The sequence below is a fragment of the Xanthomonas sp. NCPPB 3200 genome, from assembly GCF_056393585.1.
Map to the genome: position 1 here is coordinate 3178434 of NZ_CM150785.1, position 26719 is coordinate 3205152.

20 protein-coding genes, 1 other RNA gene and 1 pseudogene are annotated in these 26719 nt (G+C 66.4%); 6 read left to right on the top strand and 16 right to left on the bottom strand.

Annotated elements, in window-relative coordinates:
• The first annotated feature begins 105 nt into the window (after positions 1-105).
• Positions 106-1003: pseudogene (locus AC06DU_RS13855) on the top strand (LysR family transcriptional regulator).
• 369 nt (positions 1004-1372) lie between these two features.
• Here the strand turns inward: AC06DU_RS13855 and AC06DU_RS13860 are convergent.
• From AC06DU_RS13860 to AC06DU_RS13875, 4 genes are read right to left on the bottom strand one after another with little or no spacing between them, the layout of a single operon-like run.
• On the bottom strand, positions 1373-2056 hold the full coding sequence (locus AC06DU_RS13860; RefSeq protein ID WP_104607823.1) for a TetR/AcrR family transcriptional regulator: 684 nt from the start codon (positions 2054-2056) through the stop codon (positions 1373-1375).
• The gene (locus tag AC06DU_RS13865) at positions 2049-3545 is read right to left on the bottom strand and encodes an efflux transporter outer membrane subunit (RefSeq protein WP_184456412.1); all 1497 of its coding nucleotides are present in this window, start codon (positions 3543-3545) and stop codon (positions 2049-2051) included. Before AC06DU_RS13865 ends, AC06DU_RS13860 begins: the two co-directional genes overlap by 8 nt.
• Before the next feature lies 1 nt (position 3546).
• On the bottom strand, positions 3547-6690 hold the full coding sequence (locus AC06DU_RS13870; RefSeq protein ID WP_478202656.1) for an efflux RND transporter permease subunit: 3144 nt from the start codon (positions 6688-6690) through the stop codon (positions 3547-3549).
• Between the two features lie 16 nt (positions 6691-6706).
• Complete coding sequence (locus tag AC06DU_RS13875) at positions 6707-7933, bottom strand: efflux RND transporter periplasmic adaptor subunit (RefSeq protein WP_478202657.1); 1227 nt, start codon at positions 7931-7933, stop codon at positions 6707-6709.
• 130 nt (positions 7934-8063) lie between these two features.
• On the opposite strand from AC06DU_RS13875, the gene AC06DU_RS13880 reads away from it, so the two are divergent.
• Entirely contained in the window at positions 8064-8681 is a 618-nt protein-coding gene (locus AC06DU_RS13880) for a TetR/AcrR family transcriptional regulator (RefSeq protein WP_039526278.1), read from the top strand.
• Positions 8682-8839: 158 nt separating this feature from the next.
• Here the strand turns inward: AC06DU_RS13880 and rtcA are convergent, their stop codons facing one another.
• The 3 genes from rtcA to AC06DU_RS13895 all read right to left on the bottom strand — a co-directional run bounded on the left by rtcA (position 8840) and on the right by AC06DU_RS13895 (position 13378).
• Positions 8840-9910, bottom strand: a complete 1071-nt coding sequence (rtcA, locus tag AC06DU_RS13885) for an RNA 3'-terminal phosphate cyclase (protein ID WP_478202658.1) — start codon at positions 9908-9910, stop codon at positions 8840-8842.
• 135 nt (positions 9911-10045) lie between these two features.
• Positions 10046-11266, bottom strand: coding sequence for an RtcB family protein (locus AC06DU_RS13890; protein ID WP_039526275.1), 1221 nt, complete (start codon positions 11264-11266; stop codon positions 10046-10048).
• A 561-nt stretch (positions 11267-11827) separates the two neighbouring features.
• On the bottom strand, positions 11828-13378 hold the full coding sequence (locus tag AC06DU_RS13895) for an RNA-binding protein (protein WP_478202659.1): 1551 nt from the start codon (positions 13376-13378) through the stop codon (positions 11828-11830).
• Positions 13379-13565: 187 nt separating this feature from the next.
• On the opposite strand from AC06DU_RS13895, the gene rtcR reads away from it, so the two are divergent.
• Positions 13566-15176, top strand: coding sequence for an RNA repair transcriptional activator RtcR (gene rtcR, locus AC06DU_RS13900; protein WP_478202660.1), 1611 nt, complete (start codon positions 13566-13568; stop codon positions 15174-15176).
• A 208-nt stretch (positions 15177-15384) separates the two neighbouring features.
• On the opposite strand, the gene AC06DU_RS13905 is transcribed toward rtcR, so the two are convergent.
• The 7 genes from AC06DU_RS13905 to creD form a co-directional block, all read right to left on the bottom strand.
• On the bottom strand, positions 15385-15879 hold the full coding sequence (locus AC06DU_RS13905; protein WP_039526270.1) for a transcriptional repressor: 495 nt from the start codon (positions 15877-15879) through the stop codon (positions 15385-15387).
• A 15-nt stretch (positions 15880-15894) separates the two neighbouring features.
• Positions 15895-17298: a glutamate--tRNA ligase gene (gene gltX, locus AC06DU_RS13910; protein ID WP_478202661.1), complete on the bottom strand. Its 1404-nt coding sequence runs from the start codon at positions 17296-17298 to the stop codon at positions 15895-15897.
• Positions 17299-17365: 67 nt separating this feature from the next.
• Positions 17366-18457: a DUF3616 domain-containing protein gene (locus AC06DU_RS13915; RefSeq protein WP_054592982.1), complete on the bottom strand. Its 1092-nt coding sequence runs from the start codon at positions 18455-18457 to the stop codon at positions 17366-17368.
• A gap of 172 nt (positions 18458-18629) precedes the next feature.
• The gene (locus AC06DU_RS13920; RefSeq protein ID WP_478202662.1) at positions 18630-19514 is read right to left on the bottom strand and encodes a carbon-nitrogen hydrolase family protein; all 885 of its coding nucleotides are present in this window, start codon (positions 19512-19514) and stop codon (positions 18630-18632) included.
• Between the two features lie 46 nt (positions 19515-19560).
• Entirely contained in the window at positions 19561-20172 is a 612-nt protein-coding gene (locus AC06DU_RS13925) for a GNAT family N-acetyltransferase (protein ID WP_478202663.1), read from the bottom strand.
• Positions 20173-20207: 35 nt separating this feature from the next.
• Positions 20208-20630: a hypothetical protein gene (locus AC06DU_RS13930; RefSeq protein WP_478202664.1), complete on the bottom strand. Its 423-nt coding sequence runs from the start codon at positions 20628-20630 to the stop codon at positions 20208-20210.
• Between the two features lie 7 nt (positions 20631-20637).
• The gene (gene creD / locus AC06DU_RS13935) at positions 20638-21957 is read right to left on the bottom strand and encodes a cell envelope integrity protein CreD (protein WP_478202665.1); all 1320 of its coding nucleotides are present in this window, start codon (positions 21955-21957) and stop codon (positions 20638-20640) included.
• A 435-nt stretch (positions 21958-22392) separates the two neighbouring features.
• On the opposite strand from creD, the gene AC06DU_RS13940 reads away from it, so the two are divergent.
• Entirely contained in the window at positions 22393-23205 is an 813-nt protein-coding gene (locus AC06DU_RS13940) for a C1 family peptidase (RefSeq protein ID WP_065032535.1), read from the top strand.
• A gap of 196 nt (positions 23206-23401) precedes the next feature.
• Positions 23402-23477, top strand: a non-coding RNA gene (locus tag AC06DU_RS13945) — sX9 sRNA.
• Positions 23478-23481: 4 nt separating this feature from the next.
• On the opposite strand, the gene creC is transcribed toward AC06DU_RS13945, so the two are convergent.
• Together creC and creB are read right to left on the bottom strand one after the other, a co-directional pair.
• Positions 23482-24930, bottom strand: coding sequence for a two-component system sensor histidine kinase CreC (gene creC / locus AC06DU_RS13950; RefSeq protein WP_435003038.1), 1449 nt, complete (start codon positions 24928-24930; stop codon positions 23482-23484).
• A 48-nt stretch (positions 24931-24978) separates the two neighbouring features.
• Positions 24979-25683, bottom strand: coding sequence for a two-component system response regulator CreB (creB, locus tag AC06DU_RS13955; protein WP_196768899.1), 705 nt, complete (start codon positions 25681-25683; stop codon positions 24979-24981).
• Positions 25684-25717: 34 nt separating this feature from the next.
• Here creB and AC06DU_RS13960 point away from each other — a divergent pair, with 34 nt between their 5' ends.
• The gene (locus AC06DU_RS13960) at positions 25718-26626 is read left to right on the top strand and encodes a 23S rRNA (adenine(2030)-N(6))-methyltransferase RlmJ (protein WP_016902309.1); all 909 of its coding nucleotides are present in this window, start codon (positions 25718-25720) and stop codon (positions 26624-26626) included.
• Positions 26627-26719: the final 93 nt, after the last annotated feature.

Below are 26719 nucleotides of genomic sequence, written 5' to 3' on the forward strand. Positions count from 1 at the left end.
AGCGCATCAATGCGGCAATGACATCTCGGATTTGAAGCCATCACGCAGCATCGCGCATGATGCAGCGGCATGAATGGCATGCGCTGGAGTCGGCCGTCGCAAGCAATGGCGCGGGAAAATCTCAACGATCTGCAGGTCTTCGTCACCGTGGCGCGCGAGGGCAGCTTCACCCGTGCCGCCGCGCAGTTGGGCGTCTCGCAATCGGCGCTGAGCCATACCGTGCGCGCACTGGAAACACGCCTGGGCGTCCGTCTGTTGACCCGCACCACGCGCAGCGTGTCGATGACCGAAGCCGGCGCACGCCTGTTCGACACCGTGGCACCGCGCCTGGAAGAGATCGACAACGAGCTGTCCGCGCTCACCGACTTCCGCGACAAGCCGGCCGGCACCATCCGTATCACCACCGCCGGCCACGCCGCCGATGCCTACATCTGGCCGGCGTTGTCGAACGTGCTGCCCAACTATCCCGACCTCAAGATCGAGGTCACCGTCGATTATGGGCTGGCCGACATCGTTGCCGAGCGCTATGACATCGGCATCCGGCTGGGCGACCAGGTCGCCAAGGACATGATCGCGGTGCCGATCAGCCCGATGCAGCGCATGGCGGTGGTGGCGGTGCCGGACTACTTCGTGCACCACACCATCCCCGCCGCGCCGGCCGAGCTGGCCCGGCACAACTGCATCGGCTTGCGCCTGCCCACCCATGGCGGCCTGCTGCCCTGGGATTTCGAAAAGGACAGCCGCGAGGTCAAGGTGCGCGTGGACGGGCAATGGACCTTCAACGGCAGCAGCGCCATCCTGCGTGCCGCGTTGGCCGGCGGCGGACTCGCGTTCTTGCCGGAAACCATGGTGCTGGAGCACATCGCCGCCGGCCGGCTACGCCGCGTGCTGGACGACTGGTGCGAGCCGTTCGACGGCTCACGCCTATTACCCCAGCCGCCGCCAATCCTCGCGCGCAATCAAGGTAGTGATCGATGCGTTGCGGCACGACCTGGCGCGCTGACACGCCCGTATAGGAGCGTGCCTGCGCGCGACCAGACCTTCTCGGTAACGCCCCATCGCGCGCGGGCACGCTCCTACGACAGCGTCGGCTTGCGGACGGGTTGAAGGGGGGTGATCGACGCATTGCGGCTTGACCTGGTGCGGTGACACGCTCGTGTAGGAGCGTGCCTGCGCGCGACCAGGCCTTTCTCGGTAACGCCCCGTCGCGCGCGGGCACGCTCCTACGACAGCGTCGGCTTGCGGACGGGTTGAAGGGGGGTGATCGCCGCATTGCGGCTTGACCTGGCGCGCTGACACGCCCGTGTAGGAGCGTGCCTGCGCGCGACCAGGCCTTCTCGGTAACGCCCATTGCGCTGTCCTGCCGCCGCAGCTAGAACCCGCTCGGCACCTCGCGCTTGCCTTCCGCTGTCACCACCGGCGGTTGCGGCCGATACGCGCGCAGGAACAGCGCCACCGCACTGGCGACATACCCGTGCTGCGTGGCAGCCGGTGCCTGCCACGTGTCGCCACGCAGCGCCGCATTGGCCGGCATCCCGGTCATCAATCCAAAGAAATGCACCGAGGCATCCGGCAGATTGTCGATGACCAGGCTGCCCTGCTCCACTTCGCGCGCCAACACCGCACGCATCGTGGTGTCGTAGCGTTCGAAGCCCAGCGTCCACATCTCCTCGCGTATCTGGCTGGGCAGTGCCGGCGGCCGCACCAGGCCGTAGGCGGCATCGCCCAGCGCATTGCTGGCCGCCATGCGCACGACCGCGTCGGCGATGGCGAGCAGACGCACGGGCAGCGGCCCGCGCATGTTCAACAGCGCCTCCCAGGGATTGGGCGACTGGTGCGCCAGCGCCTCCAGGGTGGTACGGAACAGCACCTCCTTGGACGCGAAGTGCGCATACACCGTGGCCTTGGACACCACTGCGCGCTCGGCGATGCTGTCCATGCTGGTCTTGTCGAAGCCCTGGCGTGGAAACAGCTCGGCTGCCGCGCGCAGGATCGCGCCACGCTTGTCGTGCGGCGCGCGCCTGGGCGCCGGGACCTCGGCAGCGGCGTCATCCACGTGGCTGCCCCGTCGCCGTCGTGGCCACCGCCGGGTCGGCCGATTGCAGCCAACCGCCGCCCATCGCCTTGTAGAACGTCGCCAGATTGGTGAAGCGCGACAGCTGCGTGGTGATCAAGTTCTGCTGCGCGCTGTACAGCGCGCGCTGCGCATCCAGCGCCTGCAGGTAGCTGTCCACGCCGCGTTCGAAGCGCGCCTGCGACAGCCGGTAACTGTCGGCAGTGGCATCGACCAGGGCCTGTTGCGCCTGCAATTGCCGGCCCAGGGTCTCGCGTTGCGCGAGCGCATCGGAAACCTCGCGGAACGCGCTCTGGATCGCCTTTTCGTACTGCGCCACTTCGATATCGCGGTTGGCCTTGGCCATGTCCAGGTTGGCGCGATTACGCCCGGCGTTGAAGATCGGCAGCGTCAGCGCGGGCACGAAGCTCCAGGCGCGGGTGCCGGAATCAAACAGGTTGGACAGGCTGCTGCTGGACGAGCCGGTCGATGCGGTCAGGCTGATGCTCGGGAAGAACGCCGCGCGCGCCGCACCGATGTTGGCATTGGCCGCACGCAGGTTGCGCTCGGCCTCCAGGATGTCCGGGCGGCGCTGCAGCAACTGCGACGGCAGCCCGGCCGGCACGCTGGCCAGCACGTTGCCGTCCACGCTGGCGCCGTCGGGCAAGGCCTGCGGCAACAGCTCCGCCGGCACCTGCGTGCCGACCAGCAGCACCAATGCGTTGCGGTCTTGCGCCACCTGCGCGGTGTAACGCTCCACATCCACGCGTGCGGATTCCACCGTGGTCTGCGCCTGGCGCAAGCTGAGCTGCGAGGCCACACCCAGCTCGAAGCTGCGTTGCTGCAGGCGATAACTGTCGCCCTGGCTGCTCAAGGTGGACTGCGCCAGCTGCAGCAACTGCTGATCGGCCGCCAGCGTCAGATAGGCGGTGGCCACTTCGGCCACCAGACTGATATGGGTGCTGCGGCGTGCCTCGGCGGTGGACAGGAACTGCTGCAGCGCCTGTTCCTTGAGACTGCGCACACGTCCGAACAGATCCAGCTCGTACGCACTGACGCCGATATTGGCGCTGTAGGTCCGGAACACCTGCGGCTGGCCCGGAATGGCCAGCTCCGACGGCGTGCGCGCGTTATTGGCGGTACCGGTGCCCTGCACGGCGGGCAGCAGCGCAGCGCGCTCCACCCGGTACTGCGCACGTGCCACCTCGATGTTGAGCGCGGCCACGCGCAGGTCGCGATTGTTCTCCAGTGCCAGCGCGATCACCTGCTGTAGCGCCGGGTCGGTGAACACCTGCCGCCAGCCGATGTTGGCGATATCGATCGCCTGCGCGGGGCTGGCCGTATCGGTGGTAGTGGATGCCGTCGAGAGCTCGGTGCCGGCAAAGCGCTCGGGCACCGGTGCGTCGGGCCGTGCATAGCGCGGCATCAGCGTGCATCCGGACAGCACGCCGGCCACCGCGATCGCGGTCAATGTCATGCGGATCGGTGTCATCTCAGTGTCCTGCCGGTTGCGGTGCGGGCGAAGTGGGCTGTGCGCGGCGGGTGAACAAGCCGCTGATCAGCACGAAGAACAACGGCACGAAGAAGATCGCCAGAATCGTGCCGGACAACATGCCGCCGATCACCGCGGTGCCCAAGGCATGCTGCGCGCCTGCACCGGCACCACTGCCGAGCACCAGCGGCACCACGCCCAGGATGAAGGCCAGCGATGTCATCAGGATCGGCCGCAAGCGCATGCGTGCTGCCTCCAATGCGGACTCGATCAGGCTCTTGCCGCTTTCATGCAGTTCCTTGGCAAATTCCACGATCAGGATCGCGTTCTTCGATGCCAGGCCAATCGTGGTGAGCAGGCCCACCTGGAAGTACACATCGTTCATTTTCCAGGTCAGCATTGCGCCCAGCAGCGTGCCGAACACGCCCAGCGGCACCACCAGGATCACCGAGAACGGAATCGCCCAGCTTTCGTACAACGCGGCCAGACACAGGAACACGATCAGGATCGACAACCCGTACAACAAGCCGGTCTGGCCGGTCGAGGATTTCTCCTGCCGCGACAACCCGGTCCACTCGTAGCCGATGCCCGGCGGCAACTTGGCCGCCGCCGCTTCGACGATCTGCATCGCCTCGCCACTGGACGCAGCACCCGGCATCGCCATGCCCAGGATCTCCACCGACGGCACGCTGTTGTAGCGCTCCAGACGCGGCGAGCCGGAACTCCAGCTGGCAGTGGCGAAGGCGTTGAACGGCACCATCGTGCCGGCGCTGTTGCGCACGAACCAGCGGTCGATGTCCTGCGGATTCATGCGGTACACCGCATCGGCCTGCAGCATCACCTTCTTGACGCGGCCCTTGTCGATGAAGTCGTTGACGTAGGTACTGCCCCAGGCGCTGGAGAAGGTGTTGTTGATATCGGCGATCGACACGCCCATGGCCTGCGCCTTGTGCGAATCGATTTCCAGCTTGAACTCGGGCGTGTCTTCCTGCCCGTTCGGGCGCACCGCCACCAGCCGCTTGTCCTGCGACAGCTCGGCCAGCAGCTGGTTGCGCGCCTGCATCAAGGCCTCGTGGCCGAGGTTGGCACGGTCCTGCAGCATCAGGTCGAAGCCGGTCGCATTGCCCAGCTCCGACACCGCCGGCGGTGCGAACGCAAACACCTTGGCATCGCGGATGGTGCTGAAGAACGCACCGGCCTTGCCCGCCACGTCGGTGACGCTCTGGCCCTTGCCGGTGCGCTCGTCCCACGGGCGCAACTTGACGAAGGCAAAGCCCACGTTCTGGCCGGTACCGGCAAAGCTGAAACCGGAGACGGCAAAGATGCCGGCAACCGAGTCCTTCTGATCGACCAGGAAGTGATGCTCCACCTGCTTGAGCACCTCGCCGGTGCGCGCATCGGTGGCACCGGGCGGCAACTGCACCAGCACGAACAGCGTGCCCTGGTCCTCGTCCGGCAGGAAGCCCACCGGCAGCTTCATGAAGCCGAACACCACCAACGCCAGCAACACCGCGTAGGCCAGCATGTAGCGCCAGCCCTTGCCCAGCATGTGCCGCACCACGCCCTGATAGCCGTTGTTGCCGCGATCGAACATGCGGTTGAACCAGCCGAAGAACCCGGTGGTCGCCAGACCATGACCCTTCTCCACCGGCTTGAGCAAGGTGGCGCACAGGGCCGGGGTCAGGATCATCGCCACCAGCACCGACAAGGTCATGGCCGAGACGATCGTGATCGAGAACTGCCGGTAGATCACACCGGTGGAACCACCGAAGAACGCCATCGGCACGAACACCGCGGCCAGCACCAGGGCCACGCCGACCAGCGCGCCGGAGATCTGGTCCATCGACTTGCGCGTGGCGTCCTTGGGCGACAACTGCTCCTCGCCCATTACGCGTTCGACGTTTTCCACCACCACGATGGCATCGTCCACCAGCAGGCCGATCGCCAGCACCATCGCGAACATGGTCAGCGTGTTGATGGTAAAACCGAACGCCGCCAGCACGCCGAAGGTGCCGAGCAACACCACCGGCACCGCGATGGTCGGGATCAAGGTCGCGCGGAAATTCTGCAGGAACAGGTACATCACCAGAAACACCAGCACCACCGCTTCGATCAGCGTATGCACCACCTGCTCGATGGAGATGCGCACGAACGGCGTGGTGTCGTACGGCTTTTGCACCTTCATGCCGGGTGGGAAGAATTTCTCCTGCTCCTCCAGGCTCTTGTCGATCGCGCGCACCGTATCCAGCGCATTGGCGCCGGTGGCCAGCTTGATCGCCAGACCGGCGGCCGGCTTGCCGTTATAGCGGCCCACCGTGTTGTAGCTCTCGCTGCCCAGCTCGATCCGCGCCACATCGCGCAGGCGCACCTGCGAGCCATCGGACTGCGTGCGCAGCAAAATATTCTCGAACTCCTCGGCGGTCTTCAGCCGGGTCTGCGCGGTGATGGTGGCATTGAGTTGCTGGTTGGGCACCGCCGGCAACGCGCCGAGCTGGCCGGCGGAAACCTGCGCGTTCTGCGCCTGGATCGCGGTGCGCACATCTACCGGGGTCAGGCTGAAGTTGTTCAACTTGTTCGGATCCATCCATACCCGCATCGCGTACTGCGAGCCGAACAAGGTGGTGTCGCCCACGCCTTCGACGCGGCTGATGGTTTCCTGCACGTTGGCCGCCACGTAATCGGACAGGTCCGAATCGCTCATGCTGCCGTCTTCGGAAGTGAAGGCCAGCACGTTGAGGAAGTTGGTGGCCGACTTGGTCACCGTCACGCCCTGCTGCTGCACTTCCTGCGGCAGCAACGGCGTGGCCAGCGACAACTTGTTCTGCACCTGCACCTGCGCGGTGTCCGGGTCGGTGCCGTTGTCGAAGGTCAGCGTGATGGTCACCGCACCGCTGGATTCGCTGGTGGAGGCCATGTAGCTGAGGTGGTCCAGCCCCTTCATCTTCTGCTCGATGACCTGGGTGACGGTGTCTTCCAGGGTCTGCGCCGAGGCGCCCGGATAGTTGGCGGTGATGGCGACGGCCGGCGGCGCGATGCTGGGGTATTGCGCAATCGGCAAGGTGGCGATGGACAGGATGCCGGCCAGCATCACGATGATGGCCAACACCCAGGCGAAGATCGGACGATCGATAAAGAAGCGTGCCATGACGTGTGATCCCGCCTCAGTTGGCCGCACGCGGTGCGGTCGGGGCGGAAGGAGTGCCGGCGGCTGCACTGCCGGCACCGGCAGCCGGCCTGCCCTTGGGCTGCCACGGCACGGTCTTGACCTCGATGCCGTCGCGGGCGCGCGAGACGCCTTCGACCACCAGTTGCTCGCCGGCCTTCAGGCCGCTGCGCACCAGCCACTGGTCGCCGACTTCGCGGTCGGTTTCCAGCACGCGCAGGTGCAGCTTGTGATCGGCACCGACCACGAAGGCGGTGGGCTTGCCGGCGCCATTGCGCGAGACCGCCTGCTGCGGCACCAGCACGCCCTGCTCCTTGATGCCTTCCTGCAGCACCGCGCGCACATACATGCCCGGCAACAACTCCGCATTCGGGTTCGGGAACACCGCGCGCAAGGTGATCGAGCCGGTGTTCTGGTCGACGGTGACATCGGAGAACGCCAGGTGGCCCTGCAGCGGATAGGTGCTGCCGTCTTCCAACAGCAGCGACACCTTGGCCGCGTCGTCGCCGGCCTTCTCCAGCTCGCCGCGCGCCATCGCCTGCTTCAGGCGGAGCAAGGCCGCGCTGGGCTGGGTGACGTCGATGTAGATCGGGTCCAGTTGCTGGATGGTGGTCAGTGCGGTGGCCTGGTTGGCGGTCACCAAGGCGCCCGGGGTGACGCTGGAGCGGCCGATGCGGCCGGAGATCGGTGCGTCCAGGCGCGCGAAGGCCAGGTTGATGCGCGCGGTTTCCACGCTGGCCTTGCCGGCGGCCACGTCGGCCTCGGCCTGGCCCAGCGCGGCGGCGGTGTCGTCGCCGTCCTGCTGGCTGATCGCCTTGATCTGCACCAGTTCGGTGTAGCGCTCGGCCTTGAGTCTGGCAGTGCGCAGGTTGGCCTGCGCCTTGGCCAGGGTGGCCTGGGCGCTGGCATAGCTGGCGCGGTAGGTCGCCGGATCGATCTGGTACAGCGTCTGCCCGGCCTTGACGTCGCCGCCCTCGGTGAACTGGCGCGACTGCACGATGCCGCCCACCTGCGGGCGAACTTCGGCGATCAGGTAGGGAACCGTGCGTCCGGGCAGCTCGGTGGTCAGCGTCACCGGCTGCGGCTTGACGGTCAGTACGCCCATTTCGGGCATGCCCTCCTCCGGCGGCGGGCCGCCTGGCGGGCTGCCGCAGGCACTGAGCAGGACGGTGGCAGCAACGGCAGCAGCGAGCAGGGGCAGGCGAAACGAAGCATGAGGACGCACGAGGAGGTCTCCGACGGGACGCAGGATGGTTAAATCTAAACGGTACGGTTCGGTATCCTAATGAGCGCATCCGTAGGCGTCAAGTATTCCTGCCCAGTCGGTATACTTAAGCACCCAAGGGAGTCAGTGGATGCGGGTCAGAACCGAAGAAAAACGCGACGCCATCGTGCAGGCGGCCAGCGAGGTGTTCCTCGAACTGGGCTTCGAAGGTGCCTCGATGTCGCAGATCGCCGCCCGCGTCGGCGGCTCCAAGCGCACGCTCTACGGCTATTTCCCGTCCAAGGAGGAGTTGTTCGTGGCGTTTGCCAAGGACATGTCCGACCGCTACATCGACCCGCTGCTGGACGCGCTTTCGCAGAGCAACGGCCCGGTCGCCGAGACCCTGCAGCGCTTCGGCGAGGACATCCTCGGTTTCCTGTGCGCGCCCAGCTCGATCACCATCTGGCAGACCATCATCGGCGTGTCGGGGCGGTCGGACGTGGGCGCGCTGTTCTTCAATTCCGGTCCGGAAGAAGGCGTGCAACGCATGGCCGATTACCTGCAGACGCAGATGGATCGCGGCGCGATCCGCTGCGCCGACGTCCTGATCGCGTCGAGGCAGTTCGGCGGGCTGCTGGAGGCGGAAACCCTGATGCCCTGCCTGTTCGGCGCACTCAAGGACCCCTCGCCCGAGTATCTGCGCGGCGCCGCGCAGCGCGCGGTGGAGATGTTCCTGGCGGCGTATGCGCTCGAGTCGGCACCGGGTTGATGCATGGGGCAGGCATCGCGCGAAAGCGCACTCCTGCACTGCGCACGCTCGTTAAAGGGCATCGCCCAGTGCGGCAATGCCTTTGTGCATGACACTGGTTTTCAGGTGTCCCACGCCGGGCGCGCAGGCGCTGCCGGCAACGCCACGCCTGCCCCACTTCAGCGATACACAGACACGCGCCACTGACCATCTGCCATCGGCAGCCAGGTGATCTCCACCGGCATGAACTTCTCGATCAGCCGGGCATTGCTGGCCAGATGCTTACTGATGGCATCGGTCGTGAACCCGCCACTGCCGGCCAGCGCCATCGGCAGCAGCAACTGGTCCGACAGATATTCGCCAACGCAGGCGCCACCATCGAGATACCGCTGCACCTGATCGGCAAGGCGCTCGCCCACCCGCTCGGCGGGCACACCGCGCTCGCCGTAGCCGGCAAAGGTCTCGACATGCGCTGCATGGCGCACACGCACAAGCGCAACATTGCCCGGTCCCAGCGCAGGACGCACGCTTTCCACATGGCGCGGGCTAGGGTCCACGCCCAGACGTGCAGCCAACACGCGTAACTCGCGATGCCCAATCTTGGTCGACAACCCGGAAATCAGGATCTTCGCCTCAATCGACTCCAACGCCCCACGTGCATCGAACACGGCGTGCTGGAGCTGCGCACAAGGCTCCACCGCCACCCGCAGCACTCCGCCGCCGGCCGGATAGAAGCCATGGCGCTCCAGCACCGCCGACACGCGCACGCCCATTCGCTGCAAGGCAGGCAGATAGCAGTCGGCGATGAAGTCCACATTCGGCGCCAACGGGTTGTGCGTCCCGCCTTCGAAGGTCAGGCTGGAAGGAGTTGCTGCCTGCCAAAGCGCAGGTAGCACCGTCTGCAACACCAGGGTGGCAGAGCCCGCACTTCCGGTCGCGAAGCGATACGTCCCCGGCAACACCTGGCCCGGCTCGAACCGCAATGCCGTCGCGCCGATCTGCGCGCCATGCGTCCGCGCCTGACCAATCGCCGCCGCCGCATTGACGGCCGTCAGGTGCTGACGCATCAAGCCCGGGCGTGAACGCGCTCCGCGGATGTTGTGCATGACAAAGCCGGTCCCGGTGCACAGGCTCAACGTCAATGCGGTGCGCAACAACTGTCCACCGCCTGCCGCTCCATCGATTTCAATCATGTCCATGACGCACGTCCATTCAAATAAACGCCCCGATGTCGAGACCGGGGCTGTCAATACCTTGCCGGCGCAGTGTAGGTGGATCCAATACCCAGGCGGCGCCCGCTGGCTGCACCTGCACTGCAGCGGAGTGTCCGATGCCGCAGCGTCGATGCAACGCATCGCCAGCGCTGCGGCAACCGATGCGCAGGCCTATCCCTTGACGCAGACCACCTGCCGAAGCGTATGCACGATTTCCACCAGGTCGCGCTGTGCATGCATCACCGCCTCGATCGGCTTGTACGCCGCGGGCGACTCGTCCACCACGTCCTGATCCTTGCGGCATTCCACATGCGCCGTGGCCTTGATGTGGTCGTCGAGGCTGATGCGCCGCTTGGCCTCGGTGCGGCTCATGACCCGGCCGGCACCATGGCTGCAGCTATGGAAGCTGTCGGCATTGCCGAGCCCGCGCACGATGAAACTCTTGGCGCCCATGCTGCCGGGAATGATGCCCAGCTCGCCCTTGCGGGCACTCACCGCCCCCTTGCGTGTCACGAACACGTCCTTCCCGAAGTGGTGCTCGCGGCTGACGTAATTGTGGTGACAGTTGACAGCCTCCGCCTGCGCCTCGAACGGCTTGGCGATGACCGTGCGCACGGCCGCCACCACGTGCCGCATCATGATTTCACGATTGATTCGCGCATAGCGTTGCGCCCAATCCACTGCAAACACGTAGTCGGCATAGTGCTCGCTGCCTTCCGGCAGGTAGGCCAGGTCCTGGTCCGGCAGGTTGATCATCCAGCGCCGCATTTCGTTCTTGGCCAGCTGGATGAAATGGTTGCCGATGGCATTGCCGACGCCGCGCGATCCGGAGTGCAGCATGAACCATACGCGCTGCGCCTCATCCAGGCAGACCTCGACGAAATGGTTGCCGGTTCCCAGCGTTCCCAGGTGCTGCAGGTTATTGGTCTTCTGCAACCGCGGATGGCGCTCGCAGATCAACGCAAAATCGCTCGCAAGCTGCGACCAGCCATCGATCGCATGGCCCGGCGGGGTCTGCCATGCGCCCTTGTCGCGCGCACCCGGCGTGCGCCCGTGCGGCACCGCGCGCTCGATCGCGCTGCGGATCGCGGCCAGGTTGTCCGGCAGGTCGCTGGCCACCAGCGTGGTACGCGCTGCGATCATGCCGCACCCGATATCCACGCCGACTGCGGCAGGCACGATCGCACCGATGGTCGGCACCACCGACCCCACCGTGGCCCCCTTACCCAGATGCACGTCGGGCATGACCGCGATCCAGCGGTGGATGAAAGGCAGCTTGGCGATGTTCTGCAACTGCTGGCGTGCTTCGTCCTCGAGCGGAACGCCGCGCGTCCACAGCTTGATCGGGGCCGCACCCGGCTGGGCAATCACATCGTAGTGTTCGATGCTCATGGAAATACTCCTTGTAAATGACTGAATAAAAGCGCGGTGACAAAAGTGATGGAACGCTCTGCGGAACGCCGGCGTTAACCGGCGTGACACAGCGGGAATCGAACCCAACCCAATCAGGGGAACCAAAGTAGTTCCATCGGCATTCACCGCAAAACCAAACCACGTTGCCTGCGACAAGATCAATGAAACGCACGCTCTACCACTGAGCTACCGTCGTGACGGGCGGGATTCGAACCCGCGACAATGGAGTTTCACTTGCATTCGCACGACAACGCAGACAACAAGACCGACGGCGACCACGACAACGGAGATGAAACATCCTGCTCTAACCAGCTGAGCTACCACCCCACACAGGGTGGGCGGGACTCGAACCCGCGACCTGGAGCGTAAGAGGCTGTAGTTTCATCGGCATTCGTGACCACCGACGGCGAAACCTGTAGGTGGCAACCAGACCATGACACTGCTGCCAGGTCAGTCGCTACCGATTGTTCAACACATAGCATTCCTGCCACCACCCGGCGGGCCCCATTGCCCGCCGGGTCTGCACACGTCCGTGTGTGCTCACAGCTCGATCGAGCCGATCCGCTCGACCCAGCGCGTCGCACCCGCACCCTGCGCTGCGAACGTCGCGATCAGGTCGAACACCGCATCGCTGAAACCGCCGACATGCAGGATGTCGTCGCGCTCCAGCGTCTGGCTGGTCGAGACCGGCTGCAAGTCGATGCACACCATGCGGGCCTGCGGACAACGCGCCTTCAACCGCGTCCATTCCTGCATGGTTGCCGTTGCCGCACCGCTGCGGGTATCGCGCCAGCTTTCGTTGTCCGACACCAACACCAGCAGATCCACCTGAGCCCGCATTGCGTTCAAGTGCGCCAGCGGCGCACTGACGCTGGTGCCGCCACCGCATTGCGCCGCCAACTGCTGCGCCTGGGTGAGCACGCTGTCGCGTGGATTCAACCGCAGCGGACGCACCTGCGTGTCGAACGGCAGCACTGTGGCTTGCGGGTTCGTACGCTGCACGCACGCGGCGATCAAGGCCGCCACATCCACGCAACGCACGCTGGTGGTCGCCCCCTTGCGGTAGCCGGTGACCGGCGATGCCATCGATCCCGAGACATCGACCGCCACCACCACCTTGCCCTCCAGCACCGGCACCTGCCGGGTCGCGATTTCCATCGCATCCTGCAAGGCAGCACCGATCTGCGGCGGCAACTGGCTGGCCGCGGTGTAGGCCACCTGCAATTGATACGGAAACACACGGGAACGCTGGATCTGCTCCGGATCGCGCAGGCGTGCGGCCACCTTGGCCACCATCGTCGCATCGGCAAACACGCCATGACGCGCAAACGTATTGAGGTTCATCCTTAACGTCTGCCACGACACCCGCTCTGCCAGCAGTGCCCAGTGCGCCCGCGTCAACGCCACTGCCGTGTAGTACTGGAACGGCAGATCCGGCAACGCCTCGCCCGGCGCATGCTTGAACGCCTCGTACGCCTGCAGTACCGCCGGCAATGCGGTTTCCTGGTAGGGCTTGCCGATCACCCATGCATACAGGGCCTCGCGCTCGGCATCAGCCGGCTTCGGGTGCACCATGCGGATCACGTCGGCCAGCGACGGCTGCTGCCCGATCGCCGCCTGCACGATGGTGGCCACCGACGCCTGCTGCAACCACTGCCGCACCATGCGCTTGGGCAGCGAACCCAGCGACTTGCGCCCGACCTGGCCGCTGCGCATGATCTGCACGAAGTTGCGCAACAACCGGCCGTTGTCGACCACGCGGGGAAACGCACGGGCAAAGACCTCCGCGTCGCGGGTGGTCAACGTCGCCAGCAACAATGCCGGCATGTCCTTCATGTGCGCTACCTGACGTGCATAGATCGCGGTCTTCGCAACGAATGCCGGCGGGACCCGCTCGCACAAGGTCAGCATCTGCTGCAACTGCGCGTCGGCGCTCGCATAGTAGGTGCCGTTCAAGCAGCCGGTAGCCGCATACAACGCCAGCGCACCACGCGGCGTGCGCTCATAGGCGCAACCGCCGGCCTCGTTCTGGGCAGCCGCCTTGGGCAGCAATGCGCCACGCGGCGAGGAGAAGAGTTGAAGATTGGCCATGTCAGGCTCCTGGCGGGAACTGCCCACGGTGGGGCGATGAGCCATACTCAGCAATGCGCGTGCCAACTTCGGCAGACAATGCATAAGTCACTGTTTTGCAAGAGTTTAATTTTATTTCCATGACACGCCGGCACGGCGAGTTTGATATTTTTCGTATACTCCAGGCGCGCTATTTATCTGGATGGATATGGACAGGACCAAGGTCATTTTCGGCATGCTCGGCGTGCAGCTGGATGCCGGCACCGGGCCGGGACGCTGGGAAAAGTGGAGACCCACCGTGTCACTGGGTATGCACGACGACTTTTTGGTTGGCCGCGTCGAACTGCTCGCCGATGCGCGCCGCCATGCAAAATTGGCGAGAGTGGTCTGCAACGATCTTGCCCAGGTGTCGCCAGACACCCAGGTGCAACAGCACGACACCTACCTGGCCGACCCTTGGGACTTCGAGGGCGTGTACGCCACCCTGCACGACTTCTTTGCCAGCTATACGTTTGCGCCGGAAGATGAGGACTATTACCTGCACATCACCACCGGCAGCCACGTCAGCCAGATTTGCTGCTTCCTGCTGACCGAAAGCCGGCACTTCCCAGGCCGGCTGCTGCAGACCTCACCGCCCCGCAAGCAAGGCAGCGGGGAGGCGGGCAGCTATGCGGTGATCGATCTCGACCTCTCCCGCTACGACCGCATTGCGCAGCGTTTCGCGCAACAGCAGATGCAGGACCGCGCCCTGCTCAAGAGCGGCATCGCCACGCGCAACCCCGCGTTCAACCGGATGATCGAGCAGATCGAGACGGTGGCCACGCGCTCCAAGGCGCCGATGTTGCTGATGGGACCCACTGGCGCCGGCAAGAGCCAGCTGGCCAAGCGCGTGTTCGAGCTGAAGAAACTCAAACACCAGCTGGGCGGACGCTTCGTTGAGGTGAACTGCGCCACGCTGCGCGGCGACGGCGCCATGAGCACGCTGTTCGGCCACACCAAGGGCGCCTACACCGGCGCGATCAGCGATCGCCCCGGATTATTGCGCTCCGCCCACCAGGGGCTGCTGTTCCTGGACGAAATCGGCGAACTTGGGCTGGACGAACAGGCCATGCTGTTGCGCGCCCTGGAGGAGAAGCGCTTTTTGCCGGTCGGCAGCGACAAGGAGGTGGACAGCGAGTTTCAACTGATCGCCGGGACCAACCGCGACCTGCAGCAGCAGGTGCTGCAAGGGCGCTTCCGCGACGACCTGCTGGCACGCCTGAATCTGTGGACCTACCACTTACCGGGACTGGCCGAGCGCATGGAGGACATCGAGCCGAACATCGATTTCGAACTGGAGCGGTGGTCGCGCGAACAGCATCAGCGGGTCGCCTTCAACCGCGAGGCGCGTGCGCGCTACCTGGCCTTCGCGACCAGCGCAGAAGCGCGCTGGAACGGCAACTTTCGCGACCTCAGCGCCTCGGTCATGCGCCTGGCGACCCTGGCCAATGCCGGCCGTATCCAAACCGAGCTGGTGGACGAGGAAATCATTCGCCTGCGCCAGCAATGGAATGGTGCACAAGCGGCGTCGCCGCTGGAGGCCTTGCTGGGCGATGGCGTGGCGCAGCTGGATCGCTTCGATCGCGTACAGCTGGAAGACGTGGTGCGCCTGTGTGCGCGCAGCAGGTCGCTGTCGCAGGCTGGCCGCGAGCTGTTCGCGGTTTCGCGCGGACAGCGCGCCAGCACCAACGACGCCGATCGCCTGCGCAAGTACCTGGCGCGCTTCGGCCTGGACTGGGAACAGGTGAGGATGAGTCCGGATACCACAGCGCAACGCTGAGGCCGCAAGGCCTCAGCGTTGCGAGGCAAGCTGCTGCGCGAGCATCACTCGCCCTGTAATGCCCCCGTTACTTCCGGGACGCGAGCGCGCGCTACCTACACGCTGCACCCGGAATCGCACTCTGCTCGGCATTGCCGCAGCAGAACCAGGCACCGCCTGCCCACGACAACGACAACTTTGTCGGTCAGCGACTGCCGCGCGCCGGCGGTCAGTCGGCCACCGCGCACTTGGCGCACAGGCCGTGCACTTCCAGCGTCTGCGCCTGCGGCTGGAAGCCCAGCGCCTTGGCGCGCGCTTCCAGTTGCGCCACCACCTCGCGGTCTTCCAGTTCCACCGCGCTATGGCAGCGGTCGCAGATCAAGAACGGCACCGAGTGCTGGGCGCTGTTGGGGTGGTGGCAGGCGACGAAGGCGTTGACCGACTCGAGCTTGTGCACGAAGCCGTTGGCCATCAGGAAATCCAGCGCGCGGTACACCGTGGGCGGAGCGTCGGCGCCAACGCCCTTGCCTTCGCGCACCCAGTCCAGCAGTTCGTAGGCCTTGACCGGCTTGCCGGCGTCGGCGATCAGCCGCAGCACATTGGCGCGGATCGGCGTCAGCCGCAGGCCGCGCTCGCTGCAGGCGCGCTCCACCGCCCGTACGAAGCCGTTGGCGTCGTCGACATGGTGATGCGGTGCAGTGCAGGCGTGTTCGTTGGTTTTCATCACAGGCTCCGGCGGTCAGCCCGCCCCTATCTTGATGAGTGCCGCATCGATGCGTTTCAAGGCGCCCTCGCGTCCGGCCAGGTACACCGTCTGCGAAATGTCCGGGCTGACCTGGGTGCCGGTGATGGCCACGCGCAGCGGCTGGGCCACCTTGCCCATGCCCAGCTCCAGCGCGGCGGCCGCGTCGTGCAACGCGGCCGAGACGGTCTCCACGCTCCATTCGCTCTGTGCCGCCAGCAGTTCGCGCGCCTTGCCCAGCGGCACTTCTGCGCCCAGCTTGAGGTGCTTCATCACCGCCGCCTCGTCGTAGGTTTCCAGCGGCTGGTACCAGACCACGGCTTTTTCGGCCATTTCCTTCAAGGTCTGCACGCGTTCGCGCAGCGCCACCACCACATCGGCGGCGGCCGGGCCGGCGGCGACATCGATGCCCAGCCTGGCGAGCTGGTATTCCAGCTGCGGGGCGATGCTGGCCGGGTCGTCGGTCTTGAGGTAGTGCTGGTTGACCCAGCCCAGCTTGGCCATGTCCAGCCGCGCGGCCTTGGAATTGACGTTCTTCACGTCGAACAGGTCGAGCAGTTCCTGCCGACTGAACAACTCCTGGTCGCCGTGCGACCAGCCCAGACGGGCCAGGTAGTTGATCAGCGCATGCGGCAGATAGCCGGCGTCCTTGTACTGCATCACGTCGGCCGCGCCGGTGCGCTTGGACAGCTTGGCGCCCTGCTCGTCCAGGATCATCGGCATGTGCGCGAACTTCGGCACCGGGGCGCCCAGCGCCTCATAGATATTGATCTGGCGCGGAGTGTTGTTGATGTGGTCGTCGCCGCGGATCACCTCGGTGATGCCCATGTCCCAGTCGTCCACCACCACCGCGAAGTTGTAGGTAGGGAAGCCGTCCGGGCGAAAGATCACCATGTCGTCGAGCTCGCTGTTGGCGATCTCGATGACGCCCTTGATCAGGTCGTCGAACACCACTGTGCCGCCGACCGGATTCTTGAAGCGGATGACCCGGTTGGCGTCGTCGCGGTACGGCAAGTTCTGCTCGCGGGCGGCGCCGTTATAGCGCGGCTTTTCCTGCCTGGCCATCGCGGCCTCGCGCATGGCGTCGAGTTCCTCGCGGGTTTCGTAGGCGTAATAGGCCTTGCCCTGGGCCAGCAGCTGCTCGGCGACCTCCTGGTAGCGGGCGACGCGCTGGGTCTGGTAGATCGGGCCCTCGTCGTAACCCAGGCCCAGCCATTCCATCGCCTCCAGGATGGCGTCGATCGCGGCCTGGGTGCTGCGCTCACGGTCGGTGTCTTCGATGCGCAGCACGAACTGCCCGCCGCGGCGGCGTGCCTCCAGCCAGCAATACAGGGCGGTGCGGGCGCCGCCGATGTGCAGGTAACCGGTGGGGCTGGGGGCAAAACGGGTGCGGCAGGTCATGGAGCGCTCGGCAAAACGGGAGTCGGCCGATTTTACCTTGACCAGCGCAGACCTGCCCGCACGCGGCTCAGCGGTTGCGTAACAGGTCGCCGTAGACCACGTCATCGCCGCCACTGCGCGCCGGGCCGGGCGCGTCGTACAGCACCAGCCAGCTGGGCGTGTCGCCGGCCAGGTGGCTGGGAAGATTGCAGATCGCCTCGGCGCGGTCGCTGTCGGTGCCGTGCGGCAACACCGCCGATTCCAGCAGCGCGTGCTGAAAGCGCACCGGCGCCTGGTTGGCGGCCAGCACTGCACGCGCGCCCGGCCATTTGAACAGGCGGATTTCGCCGTTCAGCACCATGGTCGGGCCCGCCAGCAGGTACAGGTCGTCGCCGGAATAATGCAGGTCGCGGATGCCCAGCCCGCCCAATTGCAGGAAGTGCTTGCGCAGCAGCGTGCCGTCCTCGTCCAGCGGCGCCAGGCGCAGGTGGTCGCCATGCGCCTGCACCCGGATCTCCAGCAGCGCCGACCAGCCGCGCAGCACCGGGCCACGCAGGCCCAGCAGCAGGCGCTCGCCGTCCACCACGATGCCTTCGATATCGAAGCCGTTGTCCTTGCCCGGGATCTTCAGGAACGGGCCGAAGTGCGGGTCGTCGGCCAGCAGCTCGGTGAGCTGGTTGTGTTTGGCATCGCCCTTGAGCCGCAGCGCGCGACGGCCGTCAGCGGCTTCGCGCACCAGGCGCGGGGTGCCGTCGGCATCGCGCTCGATCGGCAGGCAGGCCAGCAGGCGGCGGTTGGCGTCGAGCTTGAGCTTGGTCAGGCGTTTGGCGTTTTCGGCATCGTCGCGACTGCGCTTGGCATTCTTGCGCTTGAGCCCATGCGAGCCGATCACCCAGAGGAATCCCTCCGACAGCGCCATGCCTTCCAGATCCGCCTCCTCGGCCGCCTCGCCGGGCAGGTCCAGCAACTCGGCCAGCGCAAAGCTCTGCCCCTGGCCGAAGCGCAGCGTCTCGCGCTGCACGGGGTCGAGCCTGCGCAGGCGATCCACCGCGCAGGCCTCGTCGCCGGCCACCCACAGCCAGTCGTCGGTGAAGGCCGCACCGGACAGATTGCTGTGCACCAGCGCGCCAGGCGCGAACTCGAGACGGACGCTGTGCGGAATCAGGGTTTTCTTGGCCATGGGAACCTGGTGGGAGGTATTGCAAGGGATGAAAGTGGCTGAGGTACCGTAGCGCGCGGTCACCACTTGAGGCACGGCGCGTGAACGTTGCAGCGTACGTATGGCAGTGCCGTCGCGAACACCGGCTGCGCTCGCCCGACGATGAACATCGTCCTTTGAGGACCACGCTCTATCAGTCGAACGTGGCCAGCCTGGCACGTGCAACGTGAGCGCCCAATTGACCGACCCAATCGCGATCGTTGGCGACCTGCGCCTGCGCGCGACTGGCCTCGAAGGCGGCGAAATCCAGCTCTGCATAGGCCCACACGGCAGTGCCCTGGGTCTGCGCCAGCACGCCATCGGCGGGGAAGCCGACATCCATCGGTGCGAACACCGCCGCTTCGCCGGTATTGACGTCCAGCGCCGGGCTCCACGGTGCTTGCCCGGCCGTGACCGATTGCGCGACGAACACACGGTTTTCCAGCGCGCGCGCCAGGCAGCCGACCCGTACCCGCATCGCCCCGGCGGCGGTGTCGGTGCAACTGGGCACGATCAACAGCCGCGCGCCGGCCTCATACTGCGCGCGCACCGGCAGCGGGAACTCGCTGTCGTAGCAGATCGCGATCGCCGCACGCACGCCATCCAGGTCGAACACCTTCAGCGCATTGCCCGGCTCGATCAGCCCGGTGGCCTTTTCGAAGCCGGTCAGCTGCAGCTTGTCCTGCCAGCCATGCCGGCCATCGGGGGTGAACCAGTCGCTGCGATTACGGTAACGGCCCTGGCCCAGGTCCAGCAGAAAGCTGCCGGCCACCAGATGCAGCTGATGCTGGCGCGCCAGGCCGGCAAACAGCTCCAGCCACGGCGCACGCAGCGCCTGGATCGCCGCCAGCGACTCCGGCAACCCGGCGGAAATCTGCGTACCGAAGGTCGCGCCCAGCTCCAGCGACAGATACTCCGGCAGCACCAGCAGGCGTGCGCCGGCGGCAGCAGCCTCACCCACCAGCGCGGACTGGCGTGCGGCGAATGCGGCAAAGTCGGCAGGTTTGCCGATCGGATATTTGGCGACGGCAATTTTCATCTACGGGCCTGGTTGCGGGTGATCAATGGGGTAAGAAGTGACTCGGTCACGGCGGCAGTGGCCGCGTCCACACCTGCAGACTGTGGTCGATCTCGCCGTGTTGCAACTCCACCCATGCCAATTGCACGCGCATGTCCGCTTGCGGTGCATAGCCACGTTTGCGCCAGAACACGTCGTTGGGTCGATGGTCGGCCGGCTTGCGCGGATCGTCTTCAGCGCGTTCCACCGCGCAGAACGCAGTGAGCGCGAAGCGGCCCAGTGCACGTGCATGCGCCTCGCGCTGGTCGAAAAATGCGTGGCCGATTCCCTGCCCGCGATAGTCCGGCAGCAGCACCGATTCGCCGAAATAGAACACGCTGGCCGGGTCGATGCCGGCGGCACGGAACGGCGCATGGAAGGCTTCGCTGTCGTCGAGCAGCGGCAGCCCGGTGGAGGCGCCGATCACCGCATCGCCATCGCGTGCCAGCACGAACACGCTGTCCGGCGAGGCCGCGTAGGCGGCCAGATAGCCGCGCTCGTAATCGGCATCGCCTTCGTACAGATACGGCCAGGCGCGGAACACCGCGATGCGCAGTTGCGCCACCGCAGCCAGATGCGGCAGCACCTGCGTGCCGCGCACCGTTTCAACGATCAGGGAGGAGCCGCTCATGCCGGGCATGGTAAGCCAGCCTGGCGCAGCTGCGCCGCCGCACGTCAGCGCAGCCAGCCGCCATTGCCCGGAGCCGCCGCAGCCGGCTGCTGCCACAGCAACCACACCGCCGCCTCCTCGCTGGCCAGCAGCACACCGAGCAGTGCATCGGTGCTGCGCGCCCAGTAGCTGCCGTTGCTCAACCGCTGCCACGGCCCGTAGCGGCGCGGACGCGCGTTGCCTGCCGCCACGTCCTGCCGCTGCGCCGCCTGCAGGAAGCCGCTGCCGCCCAGGCGCAATGCCTGCGCGGTGCCTGCATGCAGGCGCAGGCCGATCACGCCGCGGCGTCCGTCGCGGCGCAAGGGCAAGGCCGACAACGGCGAAGCGTCCCAATACTGCGGCAGCGCTGCGGGAAGCAGCGCCACCGTGTCGATCCCGGCGGGCAGCAAACTCTGCGCCCGCCGGTGCAACTGTGCGTGCGTGCGCATGCCGGCCTCAGCGCAGGCTGTTGCCAAGCTCGTACCAGTCGAGCTTGCGGGTCACCCACATGATGCTGGCCAGGATGCCGAACAGCAGCAACGATCCCATCAGCAGCGAGTTGTCTTCGGAGATCAACAGGCTGTAGAGCACCCCGTACAACGCCGTGAGCATCGCCGAGAACCCGGCTGCACGCGCCCAGCTGCGCAACACCCCGGACAGATAGAAGAACTGCAGGCCGATACACGCCGCGGCAGAGACCAGATACGCCTGCCAGAACGCGATGTGCTCGGACAGGCTCAGCAGCAGCAGGAAGAAGATCGCCAGCGCCAGACCCACCAGCAGGTATTGCAGCGGATGGATCGGCAGACGCTTGATCAACTCGAACAACACGAACGCCACAAAGGTCAGCACCACGAACAGGATGCCGTACTTGCTGGCGCGGTCGGCCTGGGTATACACATCCACCGGATCGACCAGCCGCACCTCCAGCGTGTCCAGCGACGACTGGCTGGACTGCAGCTGGCTCTGTGCACCGGTGGCCAGCGACGACAACGACCAGCTCGCATCGAAACCGCGCGCGCCGATCGTCGGCGCACTCGGCAGGAAGCGCCCGCCGAACAGCGGATGCGGCCAGGCCGAGCGCAGCGCGATGTCGTTGTTGTCGGCAATCGGTGCGATCGCCAGGCTGCGGGTGCCATCCAGCACGAACGACATCTCCACCAGCTTGCCATCGCCCAGCGTGCCGGCCAGCGCATCGCCCAGCGGCTGCAGATCGGCATGGATACCGGCCGAGCGCCCCACCAGGCCACCGGCCCCGCTCTCCAGCGGCAAGCTGCGGCCGTCCACCCGCAGGCTCGGCGTGCCGACCAGGCCGCGCACATCGGAAATGCCCACCGCCAGATGCGGCCGGCCATAGCGGCGACCGGCCACGGCCGGATACTCGAACGGGTCGAACTCGGCCTTGAGCCTGGCCTTCCACGAATACACCTGCACACGGAACAGGCCGATCTTGCGCTCGGACGGGGTCAGCTCGCCGCTCAGGGTGAGCGTGCGCGGGGTCTGCAGCAACTGGCCGTCGCGCTTGCGCCAGACCTTGCGCGGGTTGCCCTGCTCGTCCGGCTCGGTGACCTGTACGTCCTCGGTAAACGGCAGCACCCGCACCGGCGCGATGAACTGCTGCTCACCGGCCTTGCTCTGCGCCACCCGCTCCACCGCCTCGTCGCGGTAACGCGCACGGTCCTGCACCGTGCCGCGGATCAACAGCAATGGAATCAGCAGCAACAGGATCAATCCGCCAATGGTGGCGAAGCGCAACAGCAGTTTCAGGGATTTCATCGACCTTCCTCAGTCTGGGAGGTCGCCAGGGTGCGTTGCGCCGGTGTCGCAGGTTTGAGGCGAATTTGAAGCGAATGTGAAGTGGGCGATCGGCAGGCTCGGCGACCGGCACTGTGATCCCGTTAGGAAATGCAGGTTTTGCCCTGCAAAAATGCAACAGAGGCCCAGGACACGCTTCCGTTGCATCGCCAGGGTTTCGCATCACCGCCGCGCGCTTCGCCGCCAGGCGCAACGATGCCAGTGCAGTTGCGCATCACGGGGCCATTGCTTTTCTCGAGTCTGCGTTGATCACGGCGTTGCAGTTCCGTGGTTCCGCGGCATCCGCATTCAACGTTGCGCGCCGCAGCGGTGGTGTCGCACACGCTTGCCCGCTTGCCGGCCATGGTTCCAGAAACGCGCACGACTGCATTCCTCTCTCGCCTGGAGTTTGCCTTCATGACCAAGCAACGTTCGCTCACGCTCTGCCTGCTCGCTGCCCTGAGCCTGTCCTCCGCCGCCGCACAGGCGGCAATGCACGGGATGGGCCTGAAACCCTCGTCGTTGATGCAGCCGGTCACTCCGTTGTTCGGCATTGCCAGCGCCGCCAAACCCCTGCCCGCCACGGTCGACCTGACGGCCTGGGCAATCACCCCGGGCGACCAGGGCCAGGTGGGGTCGTGTGCATCGTGGGCAACCGCCCACACCCTGACCGGTTGGTATGCCAACGCCAACAAGCAGGCGCAAACCCGCTTTGCCCCGATGTATCTCTACAGCCAGGTCAACGGTGGCGTCGATGAGGGCTCCACGCTGGAAGCGCCGCTGGACGTCGCGCTGGCCCAAGGCATCGACACCGAGCAGCATTATTCGTGGGGCAACTACAACTGGAAGAACCCACCCACCGCGGCCGACCGCGCCAACGCAGCCAAGAACCCCACGCCGTACCGCAAGTACACCGTGCTGTATTCGGGCGACGGCAATGGCGGGCGGGCCCTGATCGAACAGATCAAACTCGCGCTGGCCTCGTCCACGCCGGTGGCGATCGGCTTCTATGTCAGGCAGGGGTTCGAAGACCTCACGCCAAAAAACCAGGTCGACTACGACACCAAGACGTCGATCCTGGGCGGGCACGCGGTGATCGCGCTGGGATACGACAGCGAAGGGCTGCTCGTCGAAAACAGCTGGGGCACCGAATGGGGCAACAAGGGCTTTGGCAAGCTGTCCTGGTCGGTGGTCGCCAAGGACGTCATCGGGGCCGACGTGGTGCACTGACACACAGCGGCTGCGCACGGTGAGGCGCGGCTGACACGGATGCGGCATGTGCCTGGTGCATGCCGCTTGCGTGCCACCGCGATGCCGCCGCCGTCGGCCGCCGGCCTGTGCACAGACGCCACGCAATGCGGTTCAGAGCCGCCGACACACCTGCTGCACAGCCGCCAGGCGGACGCGGACGGCGCGCGGAATCGGCGCGTACCACTCGTCCACTCCGGTTGCTGCGCGCCGTCCGCACCTACCTGACGACTGCGCGCTACGGTTTGCTAGCCGCGCTTAGCCGATGGGCAGGCGCAGGGTCGCGATCGCGCCGCCACCCTCGCGGTTGCCCAGCGTGGCCTCGCCACCATGCAGGCGCGCCACTTCGCGCACGAACGGCAGGCCAAGGCCGGAGCTGCGTTGTCCGGTCTGCGGGCGGGCCAGCGAATAGAAACGTTCGAACACCCGTTCCAGTGCGTAGTCCGGCACGCCGCTGCCGCGGTCCTCGACCACCAGCTGCAGCTGTTCCTCCAGCACCTGCGTACGCAGCTGGATGGTGCTGCCCTGCGGTGAAAACGCGATGGCATTTTCCAGCAGGTTGATCAGCGCCTGGCGCAGCAGGAATCCATCGCCGAGCACGTACTGCCCGCGCGCCGTGTCGGAGGCGGCATCGCGTTCCAGCAGCACGCCGGCCGCTGCCGCGCGCGGCAGCACGGCATCCACGGCCGCCTGCAGCAGGCCAGCCACCGCGATGCGCTCGCGCGTCTGCAGCCAGCCGTGCTGCTCCACCTCGGCCAGCGCCAGCAGCTTGTCGATGGTTTCGGTCAGGCGCAACTCCTGCGCGCGGATGCTGGCGACAAAGTGCTGGCGATCGGCTTCCGGCAGTGGCTCGCTCAACAGTTCGGACGCACCCCGGATTGCCGCCAGCGGGCTCTTCATCTCGTGCGTCAGCGACTGCACGTACTGCTCCACGTAGGCCTTGCCTTCCAGCTTGCGCCGCATGCTTTCCAGCGCCTGGCCGAGGTCGCCGATTTCATCGCCGCGCGGCTCCGGCGGCGGCACCGGCACGCCGGCGCTCACCGCCTGTGCGTAGCGATTGAGCCGGCCGATGCCGCGCATCAGCCACCAGGTCATCCAGATGCCGATCAGCGCGGAAATGCCGATCAGCCAGGCACCGCGCTGCAGGATGTTGCGCTGGCTGGCCTCGATGAACGGGTCGATGCTGCGATTGGGCTGCGCCAGCGTCAGCACGCCGATCAACTTGGCCGGGTCATTCGGCGCGTAGATCGGTGCTGCCACATGCATCACCGTGGCGGTCGGGTCGCCATCGACCTCGGGGCTGGAACGCGCGCCGTATTCGCCGCGCAAGGTGCGATAGACATCGTTCCAGCGCGAGTTGTCGCGGCCCACATCGCGGCCCAGCGAGTCGAACACCACCACGCCGCGCGCGTCGGTGACGGTGACGCGGTAGGCCACATCGTTCTTGCGGAACCGCCACACCCAGGCCTTGGGGTCGCGCCGCTGCGCCTGCGCCACGTTGCGCGCAAAGCTGCCGCTGGCGATGGTGCCGGCAGCCAGCTCGCTGCTGGCCATTTCCGCCAGCACATTGGCCGCGTCCACCAGCGTGGATTCCATCGCCTGGCGCACACCCGGCTTGACCTCGTTGACGAACACCCGCATCACGAAGAACGCGGCCAGCCCCACGATCAGGAAGAAGCCCAGAAACAGCTTGAGACCGAGCCGCATCTCAGGCCCCGGTCCGAAGAACACCACGACGCCTGCGCGCGGCCATGGCTATAGCTCCAGCGCGTAGCCGAGGCCACGGTGGGTGCGGATCGGGTCGGCCGGCACGCCGGCCTGGCGCAGCTTGCCGCGCAGCGTCTTGATATGGGTGTCCACGGTGCGGTCTGCGCTATCGGCACTGGCGTCCCAGCCGCGGTCCATCAGCTGCGCGCGGCTCAGGATCGCGCCGGGGCGCTGCAACAGCGCCGACAGCAGCGCGTATTCGTAGCGGGTCAGCGGCAGCAGCGCATCGCCGTAGCGGATGCGGCTGCCCTCGCGGTCGATCGCAAACGCGCCATGCGGCTGCCAGCCCGGCTCCGCCACGGCCGCCACACTGCGACGACGCAGCCGCGCGCGCACCCGCGCCACCAGCTCGCGCGGGGAGAACGGCTTGGCCATGTAGTCGTCGGCGCCCAGTTCGAAGCCGAGCACGCGGTCGATCTCGTCGTTGCGCGCGGTCAGGAAGATCACCGGCACGTCGCTGAACCCGCGCAGCGTGCGGCACACCTCGAAGCCGTTGATATCCGGCAGGCCCACGTCCAGCACCACCACATCGGCCGGGTCGGCACGCAGGCGTGCCAATGCGTCACGGCCCAGCAGGCAGTGTTCGGGCGCATAGCCTTCGCTGCGCAGCGCGTACAGCACGGTATCGGCAATGGCGGCTTCGTCTTCGACGACGAGCACGCGGGGGGGAGACTCGGACATGGCGCGCAGCATAGCCGCATGCTGGCGCGGCCCGTACACTGCCGCGATGAACTATCGCCACGCCTTCCATGCCGGCAACCATGCCGACGTGCTCAAGCACATCGCCTTGCTGGCGCTGATCGACACCCTCAAGCGCAAGGACACGCCGTTCTTCGTGCTCGACACCCACGCCGGACGCGGGCGCTACCAGCTCGGCGGCGAGGAAAGCCGCAAGACCAACGAGGCCGATGCCGGGGTGATGCGGCTGATGGCCGAGTCGACCCTGCCCGAGGTGGTCGAACGCTATCTGCGCGCGGTACAGGCCGACAACCACACCGTCGCCCGCCCGGCCACGCCCGGCCAGAAGCCGGCGCGCCCCACCGCCGGCATCCAGATCAACCATTACCCCGGCTCGCCGTTGCTGGCGGCGCAGGCGTTGCGCGAACAGGACCGCATGGCGTTCTGCGAGTTGCAGCCGGAAGAGGCCGAGGCGCTCAAGCGTCTGTTCGCCAGGGACAGCCGCGTGCGCGTGCATGCCGGCGATGGCTACGAGGCGATTCGCGCCTTCGTGCCACCGCGCGCGGGCGAGACCAAGATCGGCCGCGGGCTGGTGCTGATCGACCCGCCATACGAGGCGCAGGAAGCCGAGTACCCGCAGGTCATCCACAGCGTGCGCGAGACCCTGGCGCGCTGGCCACAGGCGATCTGCATGGTGTGGTACCCGATCAAGCTGCGGCGCAGCCTGCAGCCGTTCATGCGCAAGGCGGCCACGCTGCCGGCCAAGTCGGTGCTGGTGGCCGAGCTGCAGGTGCGCCCGGACGACTCGCCGCTGCGCCTGACCGGCAGCGGGCTGCTGATCGTCAATGCGCCATGGCAGTTCGACCAGGTGCTGGCGCCCGCGCTGCCGGTGCTGAAGCAGCACCTGGGCGAGGCAGGTGCCTCGACCCGGCTGGAGTGGCTGCGCCAGGACGCCTGAGTTGCCTATACCGGGCGCCTGCTCGCGCTGGCGAACGCGGCTGCATACTCACGACTGGATCACGGTATCGCTCGGTACAGTGATGAGGGAAGC

Coding starts and splice junctions, on each gene's coding strand:
- AC06DU_RS13865 (WP_184456412.1), bottom strand. CDS start 3,545: ATGACACCGATCCGCATGACATTGACCGCGATCGCGGTGGCCGGCGTG.
- AC06DU_RS13870 (WP_478202656.1), bottom strand. CDS start 6,690: ATGGCACGCTTCTTTATCGATCGTCCGATCTTCGCCTGGGTGTTGGCC.
- AC06DU_RS13880 (WP_039526278.1), top strand. CDS start 8,064: ATGCGGGTCAGAACCGAAGAAAAACGCGACGCCATCGTGCAGGCGGCC.
- AC06DU_RS13890 (WP_039526275.1), bottom strand. CDS start 11,266: ATGAGCATCGAACACTACGATGTGATTGCCCAGCCGGGTGCGGCCCCG.
- AC06DU_RS13895 (WP_478202659.1), bottom strand. CDS start 13,378: ATGGCCAATCTTCAACTCTTCTCCTCGCCGCGTGGCGCATTGCTGCCC.
- rtcR (WP_478202660.1), top strand. CDS start 13,566: ATGGACAGGACCAAGGTCATTTTCGGCATGCTCGGCGTGCAGCTGGAT.
- AC06DU_RS13905 (WP_039526270.1), bottom strand. CDS start 15,879: ATGAAAACCAACGAACACGCCTGCACTGCACCGCATCACCATGTCGAC.
- gltX (WP_478202661.1), bottom strand. CDS start 17,298: ATGACCTGCCGCACCCGTTTTGCCCCCAGCCCCACCGGTTACCTGCAC.
- AC06DU_RS13915 (WP_054592982.1), bottom strand. CDS start 18,457: ATGGCCAAGAAAACCCTGATTCCGCACAGCGTCCGTCTCGAGTTCGCG.
- AC06DU_RS13920 (WP_478202662.1), bottom strand. CDS start 19,514: ATGAAAATTGCCGTCGCCAAATATCCGATCGGCAAACCTGCCGACTTT.
- AC06DU_RS13925 (WP_478202663.1), bottom strand. CDS start 20,172: ATGCCCGGCATGAGCGGCTCCTCCCTGATCGTTGAAACGGTGCGCGGC.
- AC06DU_RS13930 (WP_478202664.1), bottom strand. CDS start 20,630: ATGCGCACGCACGCACAGTTGCACCGGCGGGCGCAGAGTTTGCTGCCC.
- creD (WP_478202665.1), bottom strand. CDS start 21,957: ATGAAATCCCTGAAACTGCTGTTGCGCTTCGCCACCATTGGCGGATTG.
- AC06DU_RS13940 (WP_065032535.1), top strand. CDS start 22,393: ATGACCAAGCAACGTTCGCTCACGCTCTGCCTGCTCGCTGCCCTGAGC.
- creC (WP_435003038.1), bottom strand. CDS start 24,930: ATGCGGCTCGGTCTCAAGCTGTTTCTGGGCTTCTTCCTGATCGTGGGG.
- creB (WP_196768899.1), bottom strand. CDS start 25,683: ATGCTGCGCGCCATGTCCGAGTCTCCCCCCCGCGTGCTCGTCGTCGAA.
- AC06DU_RS13960 (WP_016902309.1), top strand. CDS start 25,718: ATGAACTATCGCCACGCCTTCCATGCCGGCAACCATGCCGACGTGCTC.